Origin of the sequence: Acidianus infernus, from assembly GCF_009729545.1 — an archaeon.
GTDB lineage: Archaea > Thermoproteota > Thermoprotei_A > Sulfolobales > Sulfolobaceae > Acidianus > Acidianus infernus.
In genome coordinates, this window is sequence record NZ_WFIY01000004.1 from 1840654 (window position 1) to 1865396 (window position 24743).

Annotated in this window: 28 protein-coding genes; 11 read left to right on the top strand and 17 right to left on the bottom strand. The window is 34.0% G+C overall.

Annotated elements, in window-relative coordinates; genetic code table 11:
• Window positions 1–256 precede the first annotated feature (256 nt).
• On the top strand, window positions 257–2464 hold the full coding sequence (locus tag D1867_RS10550) for a M1 family metallopeptidase (protein ID WP_155864096.1): 2208 nt from the start codon (window positions 257–259) through the stop codon (window positions 2462–2464).
• 296 nt (window positions 2465–2760) lie between these two features.
• Here D1867_RS10550 and D1867_RS10555 read toward each other — a convergent pair whose 3' ends face one another.
• The 6 genes from D1867_RS10555 to D1867_RS10580 all read right to left on the bottom strand — a co-directional run bounded on the left by D1867_RS10555 (window position 2761) and on the right by D1867_RS10580 (window position 8027).
• Window positions 2761–4062, bottom strand: coding sequence for a glycosyltransferase (locus D1867_RS10555; RefSeq protein ID WP_155864097.1), 1302 nt, complete (start codon window positions 4060–4062; stop codon window positions 2761–2763).
• Window positions 4063–4131: 69 nt separating this feature from the next.
• The gene (locus tag D1867_RS10560; protein WP_155864098.1) at window positions 4132–4437 is read right to left on the bottom strand and encodes a hypothetical protein; all 306 of its coding nucleotides are present in this window, start codon (window positions 4435–4437) and stop codon (window positions 4132–4134) included.
• Window positions 4438–4503: 66 nt separating this feature from the next.
• The gene (locus D1867_RS10565; RefSeq protein ID WP_155864099.1) at window positions 4504–5118 is read right to left on the bottom strand and encodes a hypothetical protein; all 615 of its coding nucleotides are present in this window, start codon (window positions 5116–5118) and stop codon (window positions 4504–4506) included.
• A 126-nt stretch (window positions 5119–5244) separates the two neighbouring features.
• Window positions 5245–5538 carry an antibiotic biosynthesis monooxygenase family protein gene (locus D1867_RS10570; protein WP_338078041.1) on the bottom strand — a complete coding sequence of 98 codons (294 nt, stop codon included), beginning with the start codon at window positions 5536–5538 and terminating at the stop codon, window positions 5245–5247.
• On the bottom strand, window positions 5535–6557 hold the full coding sequence (locus D1867_RS10575) for a hypothetical protein (protein ID WP_155864100.1): 1023 nt from the start codon (window positions 6555–6557) through the stop codon (window positions 5535–5537). The genes D1867_RS10570 and D1867_RS10575 overlap by 4 nt, the downstream gene beginning before the upstream one ends.
• 21 nt (window positions 6558–6578) lie before the next feature.
• Window positions 6579–8027, bottom strand: coding sequence for a cytochrome ubiquinol oxidase subunit I (locus tag D1867_RS10580; RefSeq protein WP_338078042.1), 1449 nt, complete (start codon window positions 8025–8027; stop codon window positions 6579–6581).
• Between the two features lie 275 nt (window positions 8028–8302).
• Here D1867_RS10580 and sta1 point away from each other — a divergent pair, with 275 nt between their 5' ends.
• The 3 genes from sta1 to D1867_RS10595 all read left to right on the top strand — a co-directional run bounded on the left by sta1 (window position 8303) and on the right by D1867_RS10595 (window position 10449).
• On the top strand, window positions 8303–8668 hold the full coding sequence (sta1, locus tag D1867_RS10585; RefSeq protein WP_162309169.1) for a Sta1 family transcriptional regulator: 366 nt from the start codon (window positions 8303–8305) through the stop codon (window positions 8666–8668).
• Window positions 8669–8771: 103 nt separating this feature from the next.
• Complete coding sequence (lrs14, locus tag D1867_RS10590; RefSeq protein WP_155864102.1) at window positions 8772–9149, top strand: Lrs14 family HTH-type transcriptional regulator; 378 nt, start codon at window positions 8772–8774, stop codon at window positions 9147–9149.
• A gap of 31 nt (window positions 9150–9180) precedes the next feature.
• Window positions 9181–10449 carry an MFS transporter gene (locus tag D1867_RS10595; protein WP_155864103.1) on the top strand — a complete coding sequence of 423 codons (1269 nt, stop codon included), beginning with the start codon at window positions 9181–9183 and terminating at the stop codon, window positions 10447–10449.
• A gap of 49 nt (window positions 10450–10498) precedes the next feature.
• On the opposite strand, the gene D1867_RS10600 is transcribed toward D1867_RS10595, so the two are convergent.
• The 4 genes from D1867_RS10600 to D1867_RS10615 form a co-directional block, all read right to left on the bottom strand.
• A complete protein-coding gene (locus D1867_RS10600; protein WP_155864104.1) occupies window positions 10499–11032 on the bottom strand; it encodes a DUF350 domain-containing protein in 534 nt (177 codons plus the stop codon).
• Window positions 11033–11387: 355 nt separating this feature from the next.
• On the bottom strand, window positions 11388–15251 hold the full coding sequence (locus D1867_RS10605; protein ID WP_155864105.1) for a protease pro-enzyme activation domain-containing protein: 3864 nt from the start codon (window positions 15249–15251) through the stop codon (window positions 11388–11390).
• A 96-nt stretch (window positions 15252–15347) separates the two neighbouring features.
• On the bottom strand, window positions 15348–15629 hold the full coding sequence (locus tag D1867_RS10610; RefSeq protein WP_155864478.1) for a Rieske (2Fe-2S) protein: 282 nt from the start codon (window positions 15627–15629) through the stop codon (window positions 15348–15350).
• A gap of 80 nt (window positions 15630–15709) precedes the next feature.
• Window positions 15710–16126 carry a double zinc ribbon domain-containing protein gene (locus D1867_RS10615; protein WP_155864106.1) on the bottom strand — a complete coding sequence of 139 codons (417 nt, stop codon included), beginning with the start codon at window positions 16124–16126 and terminating at the stop codon, window positions 15710–15712.
• Between the two features lie 143 nt (window positions 16127–16269).
• Between D1867_RS10615 and D1867_RS10620 the strand changes: the two genes are divergently transcribed.
• The 3 genes from D1867_RS10620 to D1867_RS10630 all read left to right on the top strand — a co-directional run bounded on the left by D1867_RS10620 (window position 16270) and on the right by D1867_RS10630 (window position 17756).
• Window positions 16270–16500, top strand: a complete 231-nt coding sequence (locus D1867_RS10620; protein WP_155864107.1) for an AbrB/MazE/SpoVT family DNA-binding domain-containing protein — start codon at window positions 16270–16272, stop codon at window positions 16498–16500.
• The gene (locus D1867_RS10625) at window positions 16484–16855 is read left to right on the top strand and encodes a type II toxin-antitoxin system VapC family toxin (RefSeq protein WP_338078044.1); all 372 of its coding nucleotides are present in this window, start codon (window positions 16484–16486) and stop codon (window positions 16853–16855) included. The genes D1867_RS10620 and D1867_RS10625 overlap by 17 nt, the downstream gene beginning before the upstream one ends.
• Window positions 16856–17336: 481 nt before the next feature.
• Window positions 17337–17756, top strand: a complete 420-nt coding sequence (locus tag D1867_RS10630) for a hypothetical protein (RefSeq protein WP_155864108.1) — start codon at window positions 17337–17339, stop codon at window positions 17754–17756.
• Here the strand turns inward: D1867_RS10630 and D1867_RS10635 are convergent.
• Together D1867_RS10635 and D1867_RS10640 are read right to left on the bottom strand one after the other, a co-directional pair.
• Window positions 17739–18101 (bottom strand): PaREP1 family protein, encoded by a 363-nt coding sequence (locus D1867_RS10635; RefSeq protein WP_155864109.1) that lies wholly within the window; start codon window positions 18099–18101, stop codon window positions 17739–17741. The two genes, D1867_RS10630 and D1867_RS10635, sit on opposite strands and share 18 nt — an antisense overlap.
• On the bottom strand, window positions 18061–18420 hold the full coding sequence (locus tag D1867_RS10640; RefSeq protein WP_155864479.1) for a PaREP1 family protein: 360 nt from the start codon (window positions 18418–18420) through the stop codon (window positions 18061–18063). The genes D1867_RS10635 and D1867_RS10640 overlap by 41 nt, the downstream gene beginning before the upstream one ends.
• Window positions 18421–18463: 43 nt before the next feature.
• Between D1867_RS10640 and D1867_RS10645 the strand changes: the two genes are divergently transcribed.
• Complete coding sequence (locus D1867_RS10645; protein ID WP_155864110.1) at window positions 18464–18820, top strand: hypothetical protein; 357 nt, start codon at window positions 18464–18466, stop codon at window positions 18818–18820.
• 172 nt (window positions 18821–18992) lie between these two features.
• On the opposite strand, the gene D1867_RS10650 is transcribed toward D1867_RS10645, so the two are convergent.
• The 5 genes from D1867_RS10650 to D1867_RS10670 all read right to left on the bottom strand — a co-directional run bounded on the left by D1867_RS10650 (window position 18993) and on the right by D1867_RS10670 (window position 22437).
• The gene (locus tag D1867_RS10650) at window positions 18993–19391 is read right to left on the bottom strand and encodes a hypothetical protein (RefSeq protein ID WP_155864111.1); all 399 of its coding nucleotides are present in this window, start codon (window positions 19389–19391) and stop codon (window positions 18993–18995) included.
• A 497-nt stretch (window positions 19392–19888) separates the two neighbouring features.
• The gene (locus D1867_RS10655; RefSeq protein ID WP_155864112.1) at window positions 19889–20368 is read right to left on the bottom strand and encodes a hypothetical protein; all 480 of its coding nucleotides are present in this window, start codon (window positions 20366–20368) and stop codon (window positions 19889–19891) included.
• A 70-nt stretch (window positions 20369–20438) separates the two neighbouring features.
• The gene (locus D1867_RS10660; protein ID WP_155864113.1) at window positions 20439–20744 is read right to left on the bottom strand and encodes an Sso10a family chromatin protein; all 306 of its coding nucleotides are present in this window, start codon (window positions 20742–20744) and stop codon (window positions 20439–20441) included.
• 59 nt (window positions 20745–20803) lie between these two features.
• The gene (locus D1867_RS10665) at window positions 20804–21835 is read right to left on the bottom strand and encodes a S26 family signal peptidase (RefSeq protein ID WP_155864114.1); all 1032 of its coding nucleotides are present in this window, start codon (window positions 21833–21835) and stop codon (window positions 20804–20806) included.
• Window positions 21836–21906: 71 nt separating this feature from the next.
• Window positions 21907–22437, bottom strand: coding sequence for a hypothetical protein (locus tag D1867_RS10670; RefSeq protein ID WP_155864115.1), 531 nt, complete (start codon window positions 22435–22437; stop codon window positions 21907–21909).
• 217 nt (window positions 22438–22654) lie between these two features.
• On the opposite strand from D1867_RS10670, the gene D1867_RS10675 reads away from it, so the two are divergent.
• From D1867_RS10675 to D1867_RS10685, 3 genes are all read left to right on the top strand, one after another.
• The gene (locus D1867_RS10675; protein ID WP_155864116.1) at window positions 22655–22963 is read left to right on the top strand and encodes a hypothetical protein; all 309 of its coding nucleotides are present in this window, start codon (window positions 22655–22657) and stop codon (window positions 22961–22963) included.
• Window positions 22964–23055: 92 nt separating this feature from the next.
• Window positions 23056–23346 (top strand): DUF4898 domain-containing protein, encoded by a 291-nt coding sequence (locus D1867_RS10680; protein ID WP_155864117.1) that lies wholly within the window; start codon window positions 23056–23058, stop codon window positions 23344–23346.
• Window positions 23347–23396: 50 nt separating this feature from the next.
• Window positions 23397–24731: a hypothetical protein gene (locus D1867_RS10685; RefSeq protein ID WP_155864118.1), complete on the top strand. Its 1335-nt coding sequence runs from the start codon at window positions 23397–23399 to the stop codon at window positions 24729–24731.
• Window positions 24732–24743: the final 12 nt, after the last annotated feature.

Genomic DNA, 24743 nt, shown 5'->3' on the forward strand with positions numbered 1-24743 from the left:
CTCAAATAAATTAATACTTTGCCGTTCCTTGAATGAATTTTACTTGTATGCATTTAAATAATCGCATATATGGATTTTAAATATAAAAACTATCTTAAATTAAGTATTTTACTTATAATTAGGCTCTCTTCTATGCATTAATTTATTCTGAAATGAGCTATTCATTATAAAGTAATAAAAACTAATACATTATAAATTAAACATTGTTAAATCTGCTAGAACTTAACTTTTTAAATTATTGCTTATTATATCCATTATGCTAGATAGGATAGGTAAAAATTATGTCCTAAAAGAACATGAAATTCATTATCCAGAGAATTATGATTTCAAAATTTTACATTATACCTACTATCTAGAAATCTATCCAGAAGAAAGCAGAATAAAAGGCAAAGCTGTAGTAAAATTTCTTGGAAAAGATTTATTTTTACATGCTAGACATTTTCAGATTAATAAGGTTAAACTAGATGGAAAAGAAGTAAGTTATTCTTACGATGGTGAAAAAATAAGCATACAAGGGGAAGGAAAAGAGGCTGAAATAGAGTATGAAACAAAACCAGTCTTGGGGCTCGTTTTTAAGAAATTGAAGGACTATATAGAAGTAGCAACTACTGGGGAAGTTGACCAAGCTAGAAATTGGATTCCTATCCTAGATGATCCCCAAGTGAAAACTACTACTGAATTTTATATCAAAGTAAGAAAACCATACATCGCCTTATCCAACGGTAGATTAATAGACAAACAGGTGGATGGAGACTTTATCACTTTTCACTGGCTAATGGACAAACCCCACTCTCCTTACCTTAATAGTATAGCTGTAGGAGTTTTTTCGAAAGAAGAGGACGAATGGGAAGGGATAAAGTTAGAAAATTACTTACCCAAGGGATATGAAGAATTCTTCTGGAATTTATCCTCAGTAAAGAAAGCAATTGAATTCTTTTCTTCATATACTGGAGTAAAATATCCTTACTGCAGATACGCACAAGTAGTACTTTTTTCAATGAACGGTGGAATGGAGTACATTACCTCAACTCACCTTACTTGGAGAGTAATTCACGATAAAATTGCGGAGAAAAATTATTCCTCAGAAAATCTCATTGCTCACGAGTTAGCTCACCAATGGTTCGGAGACTTAATAACAACAAAGGATTGGCCCAATATTTGGCTTAACGAGGGTTTTGCAAGTTATTTTGAGGCACTTTACGTAGAGCACGAGAAAGGAAGGGAAGAATTTCTTTATAACCTCTATAATAAGTGGAAAGGTTATGAGGAAGAGAAGGAAAAATACACCAGGCCAATTGTCTGTCGTTATTACAAGTGGGGAGACGAACTTTTCGATAGGCATACTTACAATAAGGGGGCATTATTCCTTCATAAATTAAGGAATTTTCTAGGAGATGAGACATTTAGGAAGGGGATTAAAGAATACCTAGAGAGATTTAAATACCGTTCAGTTGATACAGAGGATTTTAAGAAAGTAATGGAAGAAGTTTCTGGGAAAGATTTGACTTTCCTCTTCGACCAATTTGTATACTCTGCCTTTAATCCCTCAGTAGAAGTAACTTCAATTGACGGAGGAGTTAGGATAAAGAATGAGGTAGAAGTAGACGTAAAGATAGGTAGCGAGATAAGGAAAGTCAAGCCTGGAGAAAGTATATTATCAGGAGAATACGTTTGCGTAGATCCCAATTTTACCTCTTTAGCAGAGGTTGAGGATAAGCAGGGAGAAGAGGCTTTAATAAAAGAAAGCAAGGATGAGGAATTAATATGTAGAATTAGGGCAGTTAATTCACTCTCAAGGTTTTCGGATTTTAAAGCAATACAAGCGTTAAAAGAAAGGCTAGAAAACGACTTTTGGGGAGTATCTTACGAGTCCGCAATCTCCTTAGGTAAAATAAAGAACGATGACGCATTAAACGCATTAATGCTGAGTCACGAAAATCCTAAGGTAATGTTAGGTATTGCAAAGGCATTAGGAGAATTCAAATTTAATCAAAGAGCAAAGAATTTTCTCTTAGAGGTAATGGATAAAGCTGAGAGTTATCAAGTAAGGGCAGAGGCAATTATTAGCCTAGGTAAGATAGGATTTACAGATGTTAAGGAGAAAATTATAAGTCATTTTGAAGACGAAAGTTACGCTGATATAGTACCTTCTGCAGTGATAGAGGCTTTAAGCTATTTTGGTGACGACGAATCCTTTAGGTTTGTGATAGACCGTGGACTTAAGAACGAAAAAGAAACTATTAGGGCAGCAGTCGCAAGGAATTTGTGGAGATTTGGAGATAAAAGTAGGGAATACCTATACTACTTGGTTAAGGATCCTTCACCCATTGTAAGAGGTGCAACAATTAAATCTCTTGAGGAATTAAAAATGAAGGATTTACTCAAGGTAATTGTAGATAATGAAGACGAAGAGTTAAGGAATAGGTCAAATGCTTTAAGAGTGTTGTATAAGTTAGGACAATAATCAACCATTTTTCTTCTCCTATTAATATACTCTAGCACTTCTTGTACAATTGACTCGTTTGCGCCATAAAAGTTATGGCGGGGTTCCAGTCTCCTCTTCTCCTTCCTCGAGTAAGAAGCAAAAAGGTCAATATAGAGTTAAATGTTAGACCTACATTAACTCGTATCTCGGGAAAAGAAATTGTTGCCTAAAAACTTCTGCAGATATTTGAGATAAAACACTGCTTACGTTATAAAGGCCAGCGAATCTTCTGCAGCCTTTAAATACTCCAATGACCTCTTACAGATCATGCATTCTTATTGCCTACCTTCCCACTTTTTCTTCCACATAGTAAACATCGCTATTAGTTCAGCAAAGAACATTAGTGGAAAAGCTGCTAAACCCATGATAAAACCCTTGATGTTTTTCCTAAAGTGTGCAAAAATTACTAGGAGCATTATACTACTGGCAATGGAGGACAATTCAGCAAATATGTTATGTAGCATAAATATTTCAAAATAGAAGGGGTCTATATGCCTATATATAAATGAAGGATCAACATAAAATAAGTGCATGAAATTTTCTATTCTCCTTACTATGATAAAGTAGAATGCGTGTATTGGATCTTCCAATATTTTGTCTAGCAATTTCGGATGGGATAGTATATGTCTAAGCGTAATTTCCATGAAAGTTAAGTTAGAAATAATAATAAGGATAGGCAAACTATTCCAGTATACTAGGCTAAAACTGTAAAAAATGCCTTTCTTAAAAATTGAACCGTCAAAAAATTCCTTAATCATAAAGAAATTGTTAGCCCTATACCACCTTATCAATTGCTTAAAGAAAGCTGAGATGCTGTCAGGAGCCTTAGTTTTTACTATTACATCATCAACTATTTCTGCTTTAAAACCCAGTTTATACACGTAGTTAGTTAGTTGCCTATCGTCTCCAAGAATTGTGGAAAAGCGGAATAATTTCACTCCATCATACTCCTTAGATAAGATGAAAGGTTTAATTACCTCGGTTTTTGCTAATATACATTGCCCATTAAGTGTCAAAACACTTCCAAAAATTGATAAGGCTTTATAACTTATTCTCCTCAAAAAGTGGACAACTTCGGAGGAATAGTAAGCTAACTTACTCTTTCCTCTAATTAATCTAATTTCTGGAGAGACTGCAACAACTTTACCTTGAAGTCTGGAAATTAGTCTTTTAATTCCTCCTTGAGGTAAAATAGTATCGCTGTCCAAGAGTAGCACGTATGGAGTATTCACAAGTTTAATTCCTTCTTTTATTGCCTTCCTTTTACCTCCCTTCTTTATACTTATAAATATTCCACCTTCACCTTCAACTATAGATTTGTAAGGTTCAGTAACACCATCCCCTACAACTATGAATGGAATTTTCTCCCTCTTCACGGATTGTATAACCTTTCTGAACAGTTTAACATCCTCATTGTAGACGGGAATAACTGCGGTAACGTTCTCGGAAACTTCTAGAGGGAGAGAGATTTTACCTTTTTTTAGCGAAGAAAACAAGAATATAGAAGTAATGTAAATAAAGGTAAATGCTGAAACCAATGTAGAAGTAATTAAATAAATTTCGATATCGAATCTCATCTAGTAAATCTTACGTATTCAATATATAAAGGTTACTTTAATTTCTAACATTCAATACTGCACGATGTATTAGTCTCCAATCCATCCATGTATGTATCCGAAATACTGGTAGAACGGATTTATATTTAGAGATACTGCAATAATAACCCATATTGCAAAGCCAAAAAGCAGAAGGATAGACATTCTAGCCAATTCCTTATTTTCCTTCCTCGTCATATAATACATTAAAACTGAACCTACCGGACCTATTAAGTAAAGTAAACCTAGCCACCTATATTCATCTCTCCTAAAGAATATCACATAGAATGTACCTATAATGTAACCGACTCCTCCGGCTATACCACTTATCAACCATCCTAAATCTCTTTTATTCATATACTATCATCTCATTTTAGAAATTTAAGTTCTTTGCAGATTAGATGGTAAAAAATGTTATTTTTATTAACTAATGCCATAAAGGAATAGAGACATTCCAATTATTTGGGACAAATAGAGAGCTAGAACAAATCCGCTGGCAGAAAGCATCCCTCCAAAGCCAAGTATAACTATTGCCAAAATAGTAGAGATCATCTTTACTTTATTACCTTTGAATAGCAAAGCCCTAGCTGCCAAGAATAATATTAATCCTGACGCAGGAATTGTCACCATTGATGAAGCGCCTGCAGGTAACGCAGGAAAATTTGTAGGCACATAATTTACTACAATGGTAAATGGTTTATATACTATGGTAATTATTAGTACCGCTGTAGCAAAGGCTGAGTAGTAATAGTATATTTTCTTCCACTTCTCTGGAACTTGTTGTACGGATCCCAGCGATAGAACTAAAACAAGCTCTGCAACAATGAACATGTAAATTGCGGCCAAGGTATAGTTACAGTATCCTATGGCAAATATTTCCTGCTCTAGGGCCGCAATAAAATAAAAAACGAAGCCTAAAAACCAGAAAAACCACATTAAGCTTTTGCTTCTCTCATATCTTCTCCAAGATAAGTAACTTAAAATTATACTGAGTACTAAACTAATTGAAGAGAAAATTAAAGCTTCTTCTTGATTCATAATTTAACATTATACATTAGAATTTATAAAATCTTCTAAAAAATCATTATTTTAATTGTAATCTATATTAATCAATATATTAAGAGTAAAATTATTATATAACGAAAGAAAAAAGATAAATGACTTTTATGCATTTATTTCTTGGAATATTCTGTGGTAAGGCCTTCCTTCTATTATTTGCTTTCCGTAATCTGTAGTGTTCTTAAATTCCTTGCTAAGCATGAATTTTCTAAAGGAATCCAGGTCCTTCCACTCGCTGTATATTAAGTATTCTCTCGGATTATCAACGTTCTTGTAAAGCTTACCGTCGATGAAACCAACGTTTGCTGACTTTAACGTTTCAACTACTTTCTTAAATATTTCCTCGAATTCCTTCTCATGGCCTTCCTTTACTCTGTAATAAAGACCGACGTTGATCACTGAACCCTCGCCTTTTTAGCTTCGACTCTTTCTGTGGCAACTTTATACAACACCTTGTAAGATACAGCAGTAATTCCTCCTAAGACTAATAATCCCGCCATTCCTAGGACTATAGATCCAGCAGTTAAAGTAGCAGCATTTGTTAGCAAAAGTGACGCAGGAACTCCTGGTAGAGGTCCTACAGTTCCTGCAGGTACGATATCCTCAAGTATTCTACCTTGAGTAAAAGCTCCAAACATCATAGCACCTATGAAAGTTAATAAGAATATCCAAGCCTGCCTGAACGGAACATTCCTAGTTGTTGCTATGTATAAGTAAGCGTAGAGGATAACTATGTATATCCAAAAGCCAGGGTTATTTACCGCACTATTGAATACCACTGGTAACCACTCGTAAGTGCTAACAAGGAACAATATGTTTGCCAAGGTTAATCCTAAAGCTCCCACTAGCAGTCTCTCCTTAATTCCGTAAAATACTACAGTGAAATAAACTACGTACATTACTACTCCTATGAAGAATATCCAGTTGAAGGCATTGAATATCATCTGAGTGTAGTTAGGAGTTATGTCCAGTGTCAGCAAGTTATGTACACAGAAACCGTACCCGCTGAAAACTGAAGTAAATAGCGTATTTCCAAGGAATGCTACTATTAAAGCAAAAGGTAGTGCAATAACTAAGAAGGTCCTCTCCATAGAGTGCTTACCTAAAGTTGATGAGCCTTCTGCAACTCCTATGCTAAAGTGGTGGAAAGCTAACATTATTATTAATATCATTAATGGTGCATAGAGCACTGCACCAGTTACGAACATTACTGGAGCGAATATTGTATCTAAAGACACTACTAGGTAAACTAAGGAAGTAGCTATAATAGCCCATAGTGAGCCTATAACTATTAGCATTTTCTCCCTATAGTTCTCATACTTGCACACTGGAATCATTACTACCGATCCTGCCTCAATCATAAAAGCTGTTACAAACCACGCTAAAGGTATAAAGAAGAACAGGACGAATTCATTCATTTCGAGTCACCTCCACGAGAGTCACTTCCTTTTAACATTTAATGAGCTACTCCCTCCTACATTGGCTGCCATTATAAGTCTTGCAGAGCTAACATCTGCAGAAACTTCCTTACCAGTAAATAACTTCTTTAGCATGTATATTGTACCTGCAACTGCTAAGGCTAAGACTACCATTATTGCTATTCCTATAGGCAAGACTTCTGGACTATTATTAAATGCGTCTGCTGTTAACATTACTGCTTGTATCTCGTAAAGTCCGGATGCAGTCTGTACCATTGGTCCCCATATTACGAAAGGCTGTCTTCCTGTCTCTGCAGCAACCCAACCAGCTTCCCAGGCTACTACTTGCAACCAACCTAAGAAGAACATTGCGTAAAGCGGGATCTTCTTTTCAGCAGGATTATCCAATCCGAAGGCCTTAAATAATGCGTTCTTTGGCTGCTTCCAGAAGGAGTAAGCTAATATCCATACAACTAAGGCTCCTATTATTCCTAGGGTAGCGTGCAAGTCATATGCCGTGTGGGAAATGTACCATATTGGATCCCAGTCAGTCTGAACGAAGCTTGAATATCCTAGGACTGTCGCATGGGGATTAGGAGGCCATGTTGCTAATAAACTAAGCAAGTTAGGTATCGTTATTGGTCCTACTTGCATTGGAGCTCCTGCTGCCGTTTGCATTACGCCTTCTAAAGTGGCCAACTTTAATGGCTGATATAGGTATAACATCTTACCTGCATTATCTCCAGCCCAAGCTAGGAATATTGCGTCTAAAGCCCCTAGATAAGTTGCTAACTTTAATCCTCTGTTATAATACTCCTTCTCGTCTGTAGTCATGTCTTTCTTAGTTAATTTCCTGAAAGCAAAATACCCAGCTATAGATCCGAAGCCAACGAACCATGCCCCAGCTAATCCCATTGGTACCTCTGCAAGTGCAATAGTAGGTAACGATGCGGCCAATGGGTCTACGCCAACTAATTGTCCATTTTGTAAGTAAGCTTGTATATTAAATCCTGTTGGAGTGTTCATCCAAGAGTTTACTAAGATTATGAGCACTGCAGAAGCAGAAGAACCTAAGCCTATTAATCCTCCAACTATCATGTGAGCAGTCCTGCTCATTCTGTCCCAGCCGTACAGATATAACGCTAAGAATATTACTTCGGAGAAAAACGCCAGAACCTCTATATCGAAGGGCAGTATGTCAATCTGATTAACTAAATACATCCATTTATACCACACTGTTATGAATTCTACCGCTATTGCTGCGCCTGCCGCAGAACCTACTGCAAACAGAACTGCCATAACTACTGACCATCTCTTTGCTATTGCCAAATAGTAGGGGTCATTTTTCTTGTATGCTAAGTATTCGGCAGATATTATAAAGAATGGAAGAGCTATTGCCCAGTAAGTGAATAACACATGTGTTGCCATTGTATATCCTGCGAGTACTCTATCAAATATTTCCAAACTCACTTCAATCCACCATGATAAATTATAACTGGGAAATATTTAAATATTTTCATTTTTAACACACTTTATCAGAGAAATTCTGGTTTATAATGGTAATTATATTTATTAAAGGATTAAATCCTAGAATATGATCTTGAGTATAATATGAGAAAATCGAGAGCGCAATTTCTATTTAAGTCTCGCTTTGAAGGGCTAAAAATGTATTTAACAATGTTAATTGCAAATATCGAAACAAAATTATAATGAGCTTTAAATAATTGTTAAGAATAATGAGAGGTATGGAAAGGAAAGTTAAATTTCCTGATGGCAGAGAAGTTGATGTACTTACAATTTTTAAATTCGTTTATGGCTTAAGCAACCCAGAGTTGGAGATACTTAAGTTATTAGTCAATACAAAAGGTAAACTTTCTGCAGAGGATATTGCATCTTCTCTAAATATATCAAGGAATACAGTAACTAAGCCTATAAACTTGTTGTTATCAAAGGGCTTAGTACTAAGGGATAAAGAAAAGGGAAAGGCTAATGGCAGACCTAGGCTAGTTTATTTTGCAACTCCTGACATTTACTCTAAATTGCTTACTGATTTACAGAACATATTAAATGAATCATTAAAAGAAATATCTAAAATTAGGAAAAATACTTAATTTTCTTGATTTTATTATTAAAATCCCTTTTAAACTCTGTTAAAGAAAGATATGAAAGTTATTTATAATGATAATTTATAAATTTTAGAATCGAAATGTACTCATGGATTTTAAAATTCAATTCCCAGACGGAAGACAAGTGGATTTCCACAAGCTTGTAGAATTCCTTTACGGCATAACTGATAGCGAAATGAACATTTTACATCTTCTTCTGTCTACAGATGAAAAACTCTCCGTAGAAGACATCTCAGAAAGATTAAAAATAGCTAAAACATCAATAAGTAAACCAGTAAACATTTTACTATCTAAGGGTCTAATTATGAGAGATAAAACTGAAGGAGAAGGAAAGAGAAGGCCTAAGTATCTTTATTACACTGACAAGAATGCGGTTTATAATAAGATAGTTAATGATCTGGAAGCTATTGCTAAAATCTTTTGTGAAAAGTATAAATCTCATATAGAATCAGTCACGATTAAATAAATTTTTTAAATTCTTTAAACAAGAGCATTTCATGCAAAAGATAAGACCTTTCTTCGTATCTTCTGCAGGATTTTTTCTAGATGGTTACGATTTATCGGTAATATCTTTTGCACTGTACTTTATAGCTCAAGAAATGAAGCTATCGTCATCACAAGAAGGGTTAGTTTCATCTGCTTCATTGATGGGAATGACTATTGGTGCGCTATTATTCGGTTTCCTAGCTGATAAAGTAGGCAGGAAAAAGTTAATGGGCGTTGACCTAGTATTCTTCATGACCTTCGGAATAACTTCGGCATTTTCACAGAACTTTACACAACTCTTCATATCTAGACTGTTGCTTGGGATAGGCATTGGAGGGGACTACCCAATTTCCTCTACGATTATAAGTGAATTTTCTCCAGCAGTAAATAGAGGGAAATATCTCGTTGCATCAATATCTCTTTATTGGATAGGAACTTTAGTAGCCTCAATAGCCAACTTAGCTTTCTTAAGTCTTTACGAATTTTGGAGGTATACTTTTCTGTTCGGTGCCTTAATTTCATTGCCAATTATTTTACTTAGGATAAAGCTTGACGAATCTCCTAGGTGGTTAGCTTCAAAAGGAATGCTAGTTACCGAAAAATTTAACCCCCTAGCTGAGAACAAAGGAATAAATGGAATTAAGGAACTCTTCGAAAATCCTTTATTACCTTATGTTTTAGCGGTTTCAATAGTCTGGTTCTTATTTGATGTAGCGTCTTACGGTATAGGGCTATATTATCCTCTAGTACTAAGAGAGTTTGCTTTCCCTTCAAACGTTGAGGTTCTTTATGTCACAATGGCAATAGCTGGCGGAGCTTTATTAGGTTATTTAATTGCAGTGTCTGCAATTGATTCACTAGGTAGGAGGAAGGTCTTACTTACGGGATTGGGCGGAATGGCTTTCCTACTAATAATAGGCGGAATTACTAAAATTGGAGGATTTTTGCTCGTTCCCTATTTTATGACTTTTGTAGCTTTAGAGCAGTGGGCTGGAGCAGTAACTCTATTTTATCCTACAGAAATTTTTCCAACTTCTGTGAGGTCTACTGCTCAAGGGTTTGCAACTTCAGTTAGCAGAATAGGAGCAATACTCGGAGTATACTTCTTCCCATCAATGGTTAGTTCTGTGGGCTTTTCATCATCCTTAATAATATTTGGAATTACTTCTACTCTTGCGTTAGCAATTTCGTTCTTAACTTATAAGGAGACTAGGAAGAAGGAATTGGAAGAAATAAGTTTAGGAAAAATTATACTTATTAATAATAACAACAAAAAGTAAAATCTCTTTTTCTTTTTTAAATAAGCTAAAACATTGGGAGAGTATTAGCTTAGATTTGGGATAAAGCAGCTACTATTGGTTGGGAGAGGAAGCTCACTGCTTGGCTTATTACTGCGGATGTTGCATAGAAGGCTCCAAATAACATTGCAGCTATTGCAATATTTCCATTCTTTAATTCATTATTTATATAGAATGTTTCCATTTTTCCTGACATCCTATGAGCAAAGAATCTGTAAATTTCTCTTTGTGCTAAAGTTATTGAGAATATTGCTAGGGGTAATCCTATGAATAGTTGTATTAAACCGCCAATTAGATCAGCAATTGCGCACTTTCCTCCCAAGAATGCTCTCGCAATCCCTGAAGCGCCTTGACCTATTACGCTAGCTACTGCAACTAATATTCCTGCTACGTAAATTCCTACTGCAATATTTCCCTTCTTTAATTCTGCAATCTGATCAAGATTTGAAGTTAACTTATCTAGTAAATTTAACGAAAGTGTTATACTAAAAAGTGCTAATGCAACTCCTACAACTATTTGAACTACTGCTATTCCTAAGCTTTCTCCAATGTATAGGAAGTTCATTTTTGGTCTAAATGAAGGCTCTTTAACGGGGTTTAAAAAATAAACTAAGGTAATCCTTTGGTATTATCTCCTAGGAAGTTTCGAAAATACAAAACTTCCTATCTTTATTAAAAATGAAAAATGAAGAAAGAAGTAAAATTAAATCAATTAAAAATAAGGGATATTGAAAATCTTTTATTTTATCTCTGTCAATAATTTACGATTTTAAAAATGCCAACTTAAGCACTGCTAAAGCGATGAGATAAATTTGTGCACAAATAAAGCTGATAATAATTGAATTAATACTAAAGAATAAGTGAAAGAAACATACATAAATTCAAAAAATAAAATAACTTAATTACCAATTGGTTAAGAATTACTTCCTTCTTCTGCTCATTATTATTGCTACGATTCCTATTATTATTGCTATTACTGCTAAACCTAGAGTTATGTAAATTAGCGTAGACAAACTAGTCTTTACAGATGTTAAGCTATTGTCTAAATTGCTTATTGAGCTAGATAAGCTGGTTTCATCAGTATTTACAGTTTTGCATAGGTTTTCTAACTTATTCTCAAAATTGACTGTTACAGAAGATTTAGTATGTAATCCGTCAGTCTGTATTGCCTCAACTTCAATAGTGTAGCTACCATCCGGATATTTAGTTGTATTCAGAGCATAACTAAAAGTTCCATTGCCGCTAAACTCGGTAATTTCTTGCCCATTTAATAATACTATTACTTTACTTACGTCCTGTCCTATTACATTAAACGAGATAGTATATACGCCAGTTAAGTTTTGGTTAGCCGTTGGGGAGATTATCTCTATTTCTGGTAATGCAGGGGATATATTACTTATCCTAGAATTCTCTATAGCTATCATTGAGTTTACCAGGGTAATTCCATTAACTGAAGAATCGACTAAGGTTATATTGGAATCGTCTAGATACAAGTTACTAGCAGAAGATGATATTAGAGTTATGCTTGAATTTAAGAACTTTACATTAGTTAAATTACTACCAACTATAGTCACATTACCTATTATTGTATCGTTTATTAATATATCATTAGTTAAAGTTCCATTAGTAGTAATTATTGTATCGTTTATTAGTGCAGAATTATAAGTCTGGAAACCGTCAAGTGTCTTTCCTTCAATTGCAGTATAAGGTAAGACGTAAGTTGTCCCTGCAAGAGTTGGCGAAGGAGAAGTAGAGTAGCCGTTATACGACTCGCCGGTAATTAATATCCTGAAAGGTGCACCGTAGTAGTTCAATCCTGCTAAGTAAGTTAGATTTCCAGGATATAACGTTGAGGGAAGTGTTACATTTCCTACCCAGAGGCCTAGTTTAGCGTTATACCATAATGGTAACTCAACCATTGTGCTTATCTGAGAGTATTCGAAGCATAAGGACTGAGGATATACAGTAGCAGAATACATTCCGTACTTTACTTCAGTACCGTTTGGATAAGTGATGTTAGCGTAGATTGTGAGAGTCTGTCCCTCGAAGGAGTAAGACTGCACTTTAACGTTGACAGTTGATGGCTCTTGAACGTATATTTGACCATAGAAGCTTCCGTTAATGTACTGCCCCAGACTTAGGGAGAAGTAACTGGAGTGAAGTAATATTGTGTATAATCCTGGAGTAGCGTCACTAGGGACATGTAATTCTCCAAAATAGATGCCTTGACAGTTAAAGAATATCTTTGTCGTGCTAACTACTTTACCTTCTGGGTTAACTAGTTCTGCGGTAACGTTGGATCCGTCTAATACTGCAGAATATTCACAAATTCCTAATGAAGACGATATATATTCGAATAATATAGACGGAGGCTGTATTATACCTTCTATTATAATATTCTCGCCAGGATAGACGCTTCCTGGCTCTTCAATTACTGGAGGTATTATAAATAAACCGTAAGGATACTCTCCTTGTAACGAAACTCCATTGGTAAATGCTACGAATCCGAAGACGTTATCAGCCATTATTAAATAATCTCCAGGCAATAAGCAAGGATATTTTCCTACCCATGCAACTCCGCTCGGAGTTATACTTAATGTTGTATTAGCTACAAATGTATAAGAGTTGTTTAATATGCAATATTTATATATGGTAATATTTACCGTACTAAAGTTATATAATTGTCCTAAGGCATTAGTTACATTTGATATAATAATACACTCATTAGCCAATATCGGTACGAAAGTTTCTGGTAATAAGAATTGTGCATAATATCCCGAAAATATCTCATCCATACCGTAACCAATAATTCCTCCCGATTCACCCACAACGGTTACAGATAATATACCATTAGCATTAGAAGGCAATTTCACTATTCCATACCATTCCTTAGTCAATGGATTATAAGCCATAATTACTCTGGATATGTTGCCCATCACATTACTTATGATTGCATTGAAATTGCCTGAAGAAACTGGAGTATTATTATAAGTCACGTTAGCTATTATTTCTACTACTTCTCCAGGGAAGTATTGAGGCTGCGACTCTCCTGAGGAATTTACCACTTGCACTTGAATATTAAGTTCTTTTTTCTCCTTCATTGTCATGTTATAATACAACGCAAACTCGCCAACGTTTAAAGTACCGAACCCTGTAACTAAGTTATATCCATAAGTAGCGGTCCAAGGAATATTATAGCCGAAAGTGATAGGATTAAACACCTTTGAGTAAATCGTAGAATTTTCACCAAACATGTATATTACTGGATTTAAGTTACCTAGCCTTGAGTGAGCATAATTCATGATCAGTGCCAATAATCCAGCAGTTAACGGAGAAGCTTCGCTAGTCCCTCCAGTTATTTCGGTTACGTTACCTGGAAAGATAATGTATACTCCGGGATAGACGTTTGCGTTGGCTGAAATTGCTGGAGTAGTTTTACCTGCAGGATAAGTTGAAGGAGTTGGTATTCCCCATTCATAATAAGGCTTAGGCTCAATTACGCTAACTCCTCCGGTAGAGCCTCCGAAGTTCACGTCATCTGGCACGAAACCATAATTAGACCAGGCTGTTTGTGTAGAGTTTCCAGGGAACTGTATGTAAGTAGTTGTTCCTCCTACTGCAGTTACAAAAGGTGAAGTTGATGGGTAAATTACACTACCTATAGGTCCGTTACTATAACCGGAACCTCCTCCGTCTCCACTTGAGGCTAAGAAAGTTATTCCCTCGGCAGATCCTAGGGCGTAATAAACGTCACTTTCGTAAACGCAAGTGTAAAACTCCTGAGCGTTAAATAATGAGAATATTGATTCTGGTATACCAAAGCTTTGAGACAAATCGTCAACAATATCTTGATTTACTATGCAGGCAATTACTGCAGGTAACGATAAAGCGCCGTTGGCTATATATAATGTTATATTTGCCTTTGGAGCCATTGCATGAGCTACTTCAACGTCTAGGCTTATTTCTCCAGCCCATCCAGTAATTATTCCTGTGCTAGGGTTATATGGACCAATAGGTATTACAGTAAAGTTTGTAGGAGGTAATCCTGTAACTTTATCAAAGTAAGCTAACTGCTGGAAAATGTAAGGGTCTCCGCAAAAGTCCAGAATCCCGATGTTATATCCTTGACCATAGTCTTTTATTGCGTAAAGTGCAGTGGCATTGTAAACTTTCTGCAACGCAGTAGGCCAGTAAGCTTCAGTCGGTGCAGTAATGTTAACTTGATTTGCTAGCTTTGAGGCAAAAGACTGAATTTCTTTCTGAGTAACTAAGAACTGAGGATGAGCAAACAAATATGCTGTAAGGTTTTGCGAAACTATTACAACTCCGGGAATCGTAGGATTACCGTAAGATTCGTAAAAAGTAAGGGTCCCGTTAGTATAAACTGCGAAATTCAAGCCTAAGTATTTATGAATTTGTGAGACTGTACCTTCTGCAACGATTACCGAGTCTAGTGTGCTCAAAATTATCTTGAAGCCTCCGGCCTTTAATTGATTTAATACTTCCTCATATTTCTCTGTAGGAAGGAATTGCTGAATCTGTGACCTAGTTAGGAAATGGTGATAAAGAGGTGATGAAGGATTTGAGGTTTCCTCAGCGTAATAGAATATCTTACAAGTGCACTTTAGTGGTATGTAGACTGTGAAGAGAACTTCCTTATTCGGTTGTAAACTTCCTACGGTTTTAAATCCTGTAGGAGCAGTTGGTTGTGAATGCGTTATCGGTAGAAATTGAATTGTTGCAAAAATTAGTAGAAATAAAATTATTATAGATTTACCACGCATACAGTGTTTTTCGTACAAGATTATTTAAACGTTATGGTGAATTATTCATGACGAGAAGAAATATATATAGAATTAATAAGGCGATCTAAACAAAAATTATGTATCTTTTCTAGGTAATTCTGGAATAATTGGCTTACCATAAAATTTAACTCCTGAGGAAATAAACTCTACCTTGATTAATTTACAGTCAGCGGGACAAGGCGTTTTAGAGTTAGGAGGCTTTATTAATTCTCCAGTTATAAGGCTAAAGACTGCATGATGAAAAGGACATTCTATTTTATCGTTATCAATTTTATAACCTTCAAAAAGAATAGGTCTATTTTTGTGAGGGCAAACTGCAAGGAAAGAATATTCTTTACCATCTTTTTCGTATATCATTATTGGATATTTTCCTTCATAAAGAACTGTCTTAATCACAAAATAATTAAGGATGCAAGTATTTAAATATGTGCCTTCTCTTAGCCCAGTAAGTAAACTAGAATTATTATCATTATATATGCTATAATTACTGATGCAAGCACTGGAATAGTAGGAAACTTTCTCCTCTGTACGATGGTTTGAGGAACAGATTGCTTAAAAGGATATCCGCACCTTAAGCAATGAGTTGCATTTATTGGGTTTTCTGAACCGCACCTAGGGCAAACAATGACCTGAGGTTGTTGAAAAACGTAACCACACCTTTGACACTTCATTGCGTCTCCAGGATTAATATAACCACAAACTGGACAAACCTTAACTAGAGGCTTCTCAGGAGGAGTTATAGGTGTAGAAGGCATAATGTGTGGTACGCTCTCAAAACCTAAATAATAACCACACTTTTCACAGACGTATGCATTGTCTGGATTTAAATGACCACATCTTGGACAAACTTTCATATATTTTTACCTACTTTTTCCGCATATAAAACCTTTATCATAAGATTAAGGTAATATGCTTACTATGAGTTTGCCGTTTTGTTGGTTTAACTTAACGTGATGTGAAGTTAAACTTTATTAGAGAGTGGGGAGAATATTCACTCATGTATAAGCTTAAAGTTCATAAGAAGGGGATCATAGTAATTCCCAAAGAGGTTAGGGACAAGCTTAATATTAAGGAAGGGGACGAGTTGAACGTGGTTGCTGATGGCGAGGGGATTTTCATTTTTCCTCAAAGGAACATCGAGAAGTATTTTGGTAGCGATAAAGACGCTATAAAAGCGCTTAAGGTATTAGAAGAGGAGAGGAGAAAAGAACGTGAGAGTAGTTCTTGACGCCTCAGCCATACTTCTCTACTTTTACGGTAATGAGAGCGTCAAGGAGATAATCTCGAGGTCAAAGGAAGTTTATGTTAACCCCGTCAACTTGACAGAGTTTTTGTACTCATACACTAAAGTAAAGGGGTGGAAGAAGGCGTTATTTAAGTATACTTTGGTAAGGAATTCCTTCAAGGTTATCGACATCACTGATGAAATAGTTAGAACATCAGCTAAGTTGAAAGTAAAATACAACCTCTCCCTTGGTGACTCGTTTCTATTGGCTTCAGCTATCAGTATTAACGGCAATGCAGTGACAAGCGATCACGAGCTGGAAGACGTTAAGGAGGCAAAAGTGATACTCGTTAGATAGCTCAGAAGTCCTCGAGATTTAAAGGCTTTCTTTCTCGTTATGTAACGATGAGTAGGATAGGACAGAATTTTTCCAGTTATTCTTGGGAATAGGTTTGTCATGCTTATAGCCCTAGATGAAGACTCGTTCGTTTGTCAACGTTTTGGTCGTTGCCGACAAGGTTAGGGAAAAGATTGACGTTAATTCCCACCACGATTCTACAATGGGCTGAGGAATATGAGAAAATTCGAGATATTATTAAAGGAAGCCAATGACGACCTCGATAAGGGGAACTTGAATAATGCAGTTTCAGCATCGGTTAGAAAATATTCTTCTAGTCTTTAGGTATGAAGTGCCTAGGAGAGATAGCCAATGTGTTAATCTGAGGAGAGTAAAATGCTGATTATTCCAAAGACGTAATAACTGCAGAAGAGGCGAGGAAGGCTTTCGAACACGCTAATAGAATACTTAAAATCCTCGAGAAATTAGAAGAGAGAGTGAAATGAACAGTTATTTATTTGCAATCAACGGTTCTTCTCTACATACTCTCTTACTGTCAATAGATGAAGAAAAGAGCGGTGACACAACTTACTTCGTATACTCTGGATTTCTAATAGAGAATGAAGAATTTTCGTTACCTTTACTAAATTATTACAACCTGCCAGCTTTCTCAACTGCTTATTACATTGCATCAAGCAGAAAGAAAGCTTACACTCTCCTAGAAAGGCATTATTATGAAGGGGCAGTCCCCCTTTATTTAATATTCAGAACTAACGACGAAAAGAAGGCTATGGAAAAAGCCTTAAAGACTTTCAAGGATACCTTACTGATGATGGGCTTAGGGTTAATATTTAAGCTTCCTTCATCCTACCTTGAGTTACTTTCAGCTGACTATGTGAAGCTACTAAAAAAATGGTTCTAAGATTTTACGTAACTTTTTAACGTTATCTGCATAAAATTTAACTTTGTTTTCATCTAGCCTAGTTTCATGAAAACCCTCCACGTGAAGAATCCACGCGCTCTTCCATATATCCTTAATTTCAGGGTAAGAGTTAGAAAGCTGTAAAGAGGCATCAAACAGAAACTCGGATTTCCATCTGTCCTCTTTTTTAACCTTAGATAAAACACTAATATTCTCTCTATAGGATAGGAATTTTATTGCTTCTTCTTCTGCTTTGTATAGTTTCTCTGATGCTTGTATTAAATCTCCTTTCTTTAACAGTTCATCAGCCTCTTCCAAGAACTTTAATATATTCTCTATCTGCAATTTTAACCAACTCTTCAACGTCGTTTCTAAGGTCTTTTACTACTTCCTTACTCAGATTTACTGTAATAAGGGATATTGCAGATGCCCAATAAATAGGTATTTTACTGTCATTTAATTTCTCCGAAATTAAAAACACAGCATCAGTAAGAGATTTAGTATTAACAATTTCCAAGTTTAATTTTAGAATGAAGGACAAGAGCCTTATTGCTTCTTCTGCTGCTTTGTATAGTTTCTCTGATGCTTGTATTAAATCTCCTTTCTTTAACAGTTCATCAGCCTCTTCCAAGTAAATGTCTGCAGAAGTTTTTAAGCTTAACATCATTATATACTCCCTCTTTCTAAATAATAAATGTGGTGAAAAAGTGAGAGAAGCTTATCTAGTACTGGGAAAGAATTTGTTAAGAATTATATGCAATTATAGCGAATGCGAGTGGTTTATTCTGGATCAAAACTGTTCTTTAGAAATATTAAACATTAAGCAGAAAGGGAAAATTAGAATTACCGGAAATGCTGAAAACCTACAAGTTATGAAAGTCCTCTTATCCTTTCTTCTCTCTAGTAAGGATCCAAATGAGGCAGTTTGCATTCAAAAAAGCGGGAGATTCGAGTGTATAAAAGGCGATGAAGGGATAGGGATTATGGAAGGTAAATGGAGCGGGAGAATTTTCTTCAATGAAGAAGAATTGCAGAATTTTCTAAAAAATTTGAGAGAAGAATAGCAAAAATCAACGCACTCCCACATCAACGTCAGCACTAATCCTTCTCCATTGCCTCATTGGAGGGAGTTCTACGTAAAAGGCATGAATTTCTTCATTAAATCATCATCGCCCACTTGTGGCTTCAAAGTGCAACAAGGAGAATAAAATTAGGGAAAAGTTAGTTTTCCTTTTATCAACTCATTTTCAGAAAGTGCGTTATAGTAAAAGCTCCTAAGCCCACAGCTGTTAATACGAAGTTAATAATTATAGCTATTATGAAAGCTAAAACTGCTATTCCGAAAGCACCTAGCCAACTTACGTCGAATACTCCTTTGAAAACTCCTAATACTCCAATAATAGCTATTATGAAACCTATTAGTACAATTATAGGATTTGGTATTACAAATGCTATAAATATAAATATAGCAACTATTATTTCAAATACTATGATTGCTAGTAGTGATGCTGCCATCGCTCTAAGGAAAGATGATCTACTATTAAAGACTTTAGCTGCTAACCAAACCGGTATAGATACAATAATCCATGCTACAAGAAAACCAATTATTAAATCTATTATTTCTATTGTAGTCATATTCTCTAAATATATATAAAGTATTTCCTTAATATTTTTTCCTTAAAATAATATACTACCAAAATCTAGCATTAGGCCGATATCCAGATTAGGAAAACTAAAGATAACTATGAATATGACACTTTTTAATCTATCCAACTCGTAATACAAAATTATCATTACACATTGTGTTGAATTATTTATATAGTAATTACCATTGTACTCAAAAAGTATTTAAGGCGAAAATTATCTTAGCTTACTTACGTTATTATATAAAATTATATCTAAAAAGCTCATAAAATATTAGATTATTTTTATAAAATAGCTTAGAGTTTTAGCGAAATTTTTAACAATACTTAGTATGGTTTAATATTCTTAAAAAATATTTACATGATAGGTAAGTTATGTATATAAATTAGACCTTTAAATTTCATGTTTAATTGAAACTACTTTTTAACAAATGTTTATATAGATCATCAAAACAAATAGTACAAACCTTTCAAAATGAGGGAATGTTACTATGTCTTTAAAATATTTTTAGTAGATCTACATGTAGAGAACCAGACGTAAAACATGTGAAATATAAGAGCCATAAGTATGCTTATTCCTAATCCTAACGGCAGTAATATACTAAGCGAATAATCTCCAAATTTAATAATCTCGTAATTTCCTAGTATAAGTATTGATGCTGATATCGAGAGAATTCTCAATTCCTTAGCGCTCTTTCTCAATTCCTTAGATTTATATCTAATTTCATTGATTGTTGTTATTACTGAAAATAAATCTTCTATTTCCTTGCGAATTTTATCCGATTTTTCCATAATATGATTACTTATTTTATCTAAATTTGGATTTCCAAAAACCCTATAATAATATATAATTTCTTCTATTAGGTTACTTAGTTCACTATTGCTGAGAAAATTTTCGCTCTGTTCTAAAAATTTTATAGAAAGTTTGTGTTTTAATGAAGTATTTAAAGCTTGGCCTAAGTTTTCCATTTTACTTGCAATATAAAAGGATATACTAATAAATAATATATCAATTAATAAAATTACAAAAAAGGGTACATCAATGAGGAAGTTCCTCCTTTAACTTCTCGACAATTTCTTTCATCTCTCCTTTAATTTCCTTAAACCTAGTTAATTTTTGAAGAACCTCTTCTCCTTTATTAGTTATGAAATACAAATTATCTTTTCTGATTATTAAGCCGCATTTCTCTAATAACGGTAGGTATTTATTTGCTACCTCAAATGTTAAGTTAGCCGAGTACATTAATCTCGTTTTATTTATGCCCCCGACATTATTTTTACATGCCTTCAGAATATCGTGGTAAATATCATACTTGTCTCTCTTTCTCTTGTTAAATAGGGCCATATAAAATATTAACTTTAGCCAAAATTATAAGCTTTATCTTGAATAAAACAGAGGGGATATTAATAACTTAAGGAAAGAAGTTTGCTTATTATAATTATTATGCCCAGTATTATTGACGAGAGGAACGCTGAATAAACTACTAAAAATAATAAAGGGTTAAAAGAGAACAAGCCTTCCATAATACAATAAGGTAATAGTTCTGGGACTATTAAGAATCCCACATTAGTTGATTTAAATCCTCCTTTTCCAGAATTTAGCATAAATGTAATATTAGATGAATGACATATTGTTTTATTCCCAATTAATTGTAAATTACTTGTATTAGAGTAAAATAATATGGCAAGTGGGAATTTAAATATGAACTTACTAACGTTAACCGGTAGGACTAACGTAATGTTTTTACACTCAGGTAATACTCCAATTTTAAATGAAACTCCAATCTCCTTCTTAGTAAGAAACGAAGGCGCACATGTAGAAGTCCATTGAGCTCTAGTTAGTATAGTATTAACTGAGAATATAACGAAGAATACTATAAAGAATAACACGAATAACGTGGAAAATATTAATTTTGTATTTAGCTTATTATACTGTTTTCTCTGCATTATTTCTATTTTATTTTTATCTATAATCTCTAATAATATATAAATTCCAAAAATTGTTATTAATGCATATATTTTACCTTGGGTAGTATCCACTGTAGAAATAGCGTAACCTATATAAGGAATAGATAATGGTCTTCCTAAAATCACTGGTACAAAACCCTTAATCCAATATGGCTTAACTATCCAAGGATCTGGAAATTTATTATGAATTCCTTTAGTTATATATCCACACGCTTTCTCTTCTATTATTTCATGGACTATATAATGGTTATAAAAAGGCGGTTTATAAGCTACTATTTCTCCAATGTGAGGTTTTCCTAATAATGGCATTATGAAGACTATGCAACCTGGATTAAGTTCTGGTACCATGGAATTCGTTGCTTCAATATTCCAGCCGTAAGGTAAGCCAAAGAAGTATTGTGAAATTAAACTAAATGCTATGGAAATTAAAAGCAAGGATAAGAATATGTAAGCAATAGCTCTTAACAAATTAAATCACCATATAACTAAATAAGAAGAGATATAAAAAAATATTAACAAATTAACTTATTTACTTGATATTATTGTCCATTAACTACGTTATACGTTGCAGTTACGTATATCGTGAAGGTTAAAGATGTTCCTGGTGGTACATTATAAATTACTAATACTAATGTTATTGGTATTTCTTGTCCGGGACCTAGCACTAAGGGTGATGATGGATCAGGCATAGCTTTCGGATTCACGTTTGATGTATTAAAGACATATATTGAAGCGCATTTTGGCGCATCTGCCATTATTGTTACTGTTACTGGTTCATTTAAATTGTTCTTAACATAGAATACGTCGCTTAATATTTCCACGCTATTTGGAGCAACTTTACCGAAGTTTATCTGCAAGTCGCCTTGGGCATTTATAAAAGCGAAGTAACCACAGGGAGACTTTAAGTGGTGGTCATTCGGTATTAATGCTATATTTGCTGCACAGTCATTAACTACGTATGCTACTGCAGTTCTAGGTGCGAAGTAAACGAAGTCCATTGAGACTACTAGACTTAGTAAGAATATTCCTGCTATAACTCCTAGGGTTAGGGCTTTTGTTTCCGTTCTCATTTTTCTTCCACTGATAGTTACTTGTTTTTGCCATTTAAAAATATATCGTTTAATCTAAATAAATGGATAATATAAATTATTTGTGTTGATATATTCAAAGATATTACTTAAGCAATTGAATATAAGAAAATTATACCTTTCATTTATGTTGTAAGAATGTTTAATCTTAGCAAATTGCACAGTGAATGTTAAATATCTAGTAATAATAGAATGAATTATGAGATCAGTTTTATTCTTTATATTAGGTATGCTTCTAGTCCTGTCCTTGGGATTCGTGTATTCATATTTCTTTGAGGAACAAAGAGGCATTACAGCAACAGCTTGTGTGACTAATTTTATTAAAGAATCTAACTGCAAGACGATAATATACAATCCATACTGTTTTACTATTCATGTTAACTATGGATGCCACACATTAACTCTACTACCTAAAGAGAGCACATATATTTCCAATGCATCTGAAATATATATCTCTTCTCCTTGTAGGCCGTGCTTTTTATTAGTAGTATATTTAAAATATGAATAAAATTCTTGTTAGCTTTTCTTTGTGTTTAATTTAAAACTGGCTTAGTTTTTGTTAATTAATTTTTTAATGTGATAATTCACAAGGGAAATCTTATGAAAAATTTAAAAGTAGAAAAGTATTATAAAATACCTATGAAATTAGATTTAAGTGAATGTAAGAGAATAAATGAAGTTCCATTTAGTCTTGTTGAAAATTATGTTAAGTTCTTTAATTTCTTCTTACCTCGTAATATATCTGAGGTTATAGTAATAATTCCTAAGAATAAAATGAGTGAATCAGAGGTAATTGGGCATGCGATAAGAAAAATAAGAAATATAGATAATATAAAAATTATTTTATTAAGTGATAAGATAACTAATAAGTTCATTCTATGCTTAAAATGATATACTTAATTAAGGGAAAAGCTTAATATTTACTCAAATAATTCATAGTTATGCGAATAAATCTTAATAAAAGATTAAGGTTATTCCTAATTTTCACACTATTAATACTTGCTATAGCCTTGACGTATACTAACGTTGTGGCTTTAGAAGCATCTTCTCATCCTATACTAATTGGATATCAAACTGTGGCTTACGACAGTATATATTATTCTGGATTAATGACGCCTAATCCTTTCAGTCATGGAATAAATGTAACTATTTGCAAACCAATAATTAAATACGAAAATCTTAGTGTATTAGCATCTATAATACTTTATTCCAATTATTCAAAGATTTTAGGAACAAATGAACTAATTAATGTTACTCACTTTCCAGAATACATAGCTAAATATCTTTTAATAGATGTTAAAAACGTATCATGCTTTAAATATAATGTTATACTTTATGATGTGGGAGTTTATAATATAACATTACTTAGTGGTACGGCTAAAGGGCAATTACTGTTGCCGGTTTCTGCATTAAGCTATGCATTAAACAATTTCTCAAAATATATTCCGGGCAATTATGAGATAATAGTCAGGTTATGTTATAATAATAAAACTTCCTGTACTATTATATACTCGCAAGGTAATTGTCTTAATTTGAAAATTAATAATATTGTAATAGCTTATGAAGGAAAAATCAAGGAAAATTATATCAATACTACCGGAAACTCCTTTCCGTTACAATTGTTACAAGAATTGTGTATTCACGTTAGGAGTTATCCTAATTATAGTAATCTAACTTGTTATGAGATTGTAGTTAATACCACATTAGGATCTTTAATATATAAAAAAGGTATAGCTAATTCGTCAATAATACCCCTTAATGTTACTAACATCTCAAATTATGTTTCCGAACTACTTTACAAGTACGGAGTTTATTCTTCAGGTTTTGATATTATAGTATATATCAAAAATAAATCAGGTAATTATACACTAGATCCCTACATTGTAATATCGAATAACGCTGGATTCATTACAATTACATCGTATAACTCTACAGTAAACATGCCTGTATATCTGAAAGAAGACTTTAACCGACTAAATTTTATATATTCAGCGCTTCCTGCCGCAGCTTTAATTCTATTACTTTCGCTCACAAAGAATAAAGAAGAATCACTTAAAGAGAGAACTATGAGAAAGTTAAGGAAAGTGAAAAAGATACTTATAGAGACATCAGAAAAACCCTTTGTTAAGGAAGTAATAAGAGTTAACGACGTAGACGATATAATAAAATATTCTGCAAACTTAGGCAAGCCTATAATACTTTATAAAGGAAAGAATGTACTTGAAGTCTGGAGCATAGATAATGATATAGGTTATGTATATTCCGTAAATTATTAAATAAAAATACAG

Coding starts and splice junctions, on each gene's coding strand:
- D1867_RS10550 (WP_155864096.1), top strand. CDS start 257: ATGCTAGATAGGATAGGTAAAAATTATGTCCTAAAAGAACATGAAATT.
- D1867_RS10555 (WP_155864097.1), bottom strand. CDS start 4,062: ATGAGATTCGATATCGAAATTTATTTAATTACTTCTACATTGGTTTCA.
- D1867_RS10560 (WP_155864098.1), bottom strand. CDS start 4,437: ATGAATAAAAGAGATTTAGGATGGTTGATAAGTGGTATAGCCGGAGGA.
- D1867_RS10565 (WP_155864099.1), bottom strand. CDS start 5,118: ATGAATCAAGAAGAAGCTTTAATTTTCTCTTCAATTAGTTTAGTACTC.
- D1867_RS10575 (WP_155864100.1), bottom strand. CDS start 6,557: ATGAATGAATTCGTCCTGTTCTTCTTTATACCTTTAGCGTGGTTTGTA.
- sta1 (WP_162309169.1), top strand. CDS start 8,303: ATGGAAAGGAAAGTTAAATTTCCTGATGGCAGAGAAGTTGATGTACTT.
- lrs14 (WP_155864102.1), top strand. CDS start 8,772: ATGGATTTTAAAATTCAATTCCCAGACGGAAGACAAGTGGATTTCCAC.
- D1867_RS10595 (WP_155864103.1), top strand. CDS start 9,181: ATGCAAAAGATAAGACCTTTCTTCGTATCTTCTGCAGGATTTTTTCTA.
- D1867_RS10600 (WP_155864104.1), bottom strand. CDS start 11,032: ATGAACTTCCTATACATTGGAGAAAGCTTAGGAATAGCAGTAGTTCAA.
- D1867_RS10605 (WP_155864105.1), bottom strand. CDS start 15,251: ATGCGTGGTAAATCTATAATAATTTTATTTCTACTAATTTTTGCAACA.
- D1867_RS10610 (WP_155864478.1), bottom strand. CDS start 15,629: ATGATATACGAAAAAGATGGTAAAGAATATTCTTTCCTTGCAGTTTGC.
- D1867_RS10615 (WP_155864106.1), bottom strand. CDS start 16,126: ATGAAAGTTTGTCCAAGATGTGGTCATTTAAATCCAGACAATGCATAC.
- D1867_RS10620 (WP_155864107.1), top strand. CDS start 16,270: ATGTATAAGCTTAAAGTTCATAAGAAGGGGATCATAGTAATTCCCAAA.
- D1867_RS10630 (WP_155864108.1), top strand. CDS start 17,337: ATGAACAGTTATTTATTTGCAATCAACGGTTCTTCTCTACATACTCTC.
- D1867_RS10640 (WP_155864479.1), bottom strand. CDS start 18,420: ATGTTAAGCTTAAAAACTTCTGCAGACATTTACTTGGAAGAGGCTGAT.
- D1867_RS10650 (WP_155864111.1), bottom strand. CDS start 19,391: ATGACTACAATAGAAATAATAGATTTAATAATTGGTTTTCTTGTAGCA.
- D1867_RS10655 (WP_155864112.1), bottom strand. CDS start 20,368: ATGGAAAACTTAGGCCAAGCTTTAAATACTTCATTAAAACACAAACTT.
- D1867_RS10660 (WP_155864113.1), bottom strand. CDS start 20,744: ATGGCCCTATTTAACAAGAGAAAGAGAGACAAGTATGATATTTACCAC.
- D1867_RS10670 (WP_155864115.1), bottom strand. CDS start 22,437: ATGAGAACGGAAACAAAAGCCCTAACCCTAGGAGTTATAGCAGGAATA.
- D1867_RS10675 (WP_155864116.1), top strand. CDS start 22,655: ATGAGATCAGTTTTATTCTTTATATTAGGTATGCTTCTAGTCCTGTCC.
- D1867_RS10680 (WP_155864117.1), top strand. CDS start 23,056: ATGAAAAATTTAAAAGTAGAAAAGTATTATAAAATACCTATGAAATTA.
- D1867_RS10685 (WP_155864118.1), top strand. CDS start 23,397: ATGCGAATAAATCTTAATAAAAGATTAAGGTTATTCCTAATTTTCACA.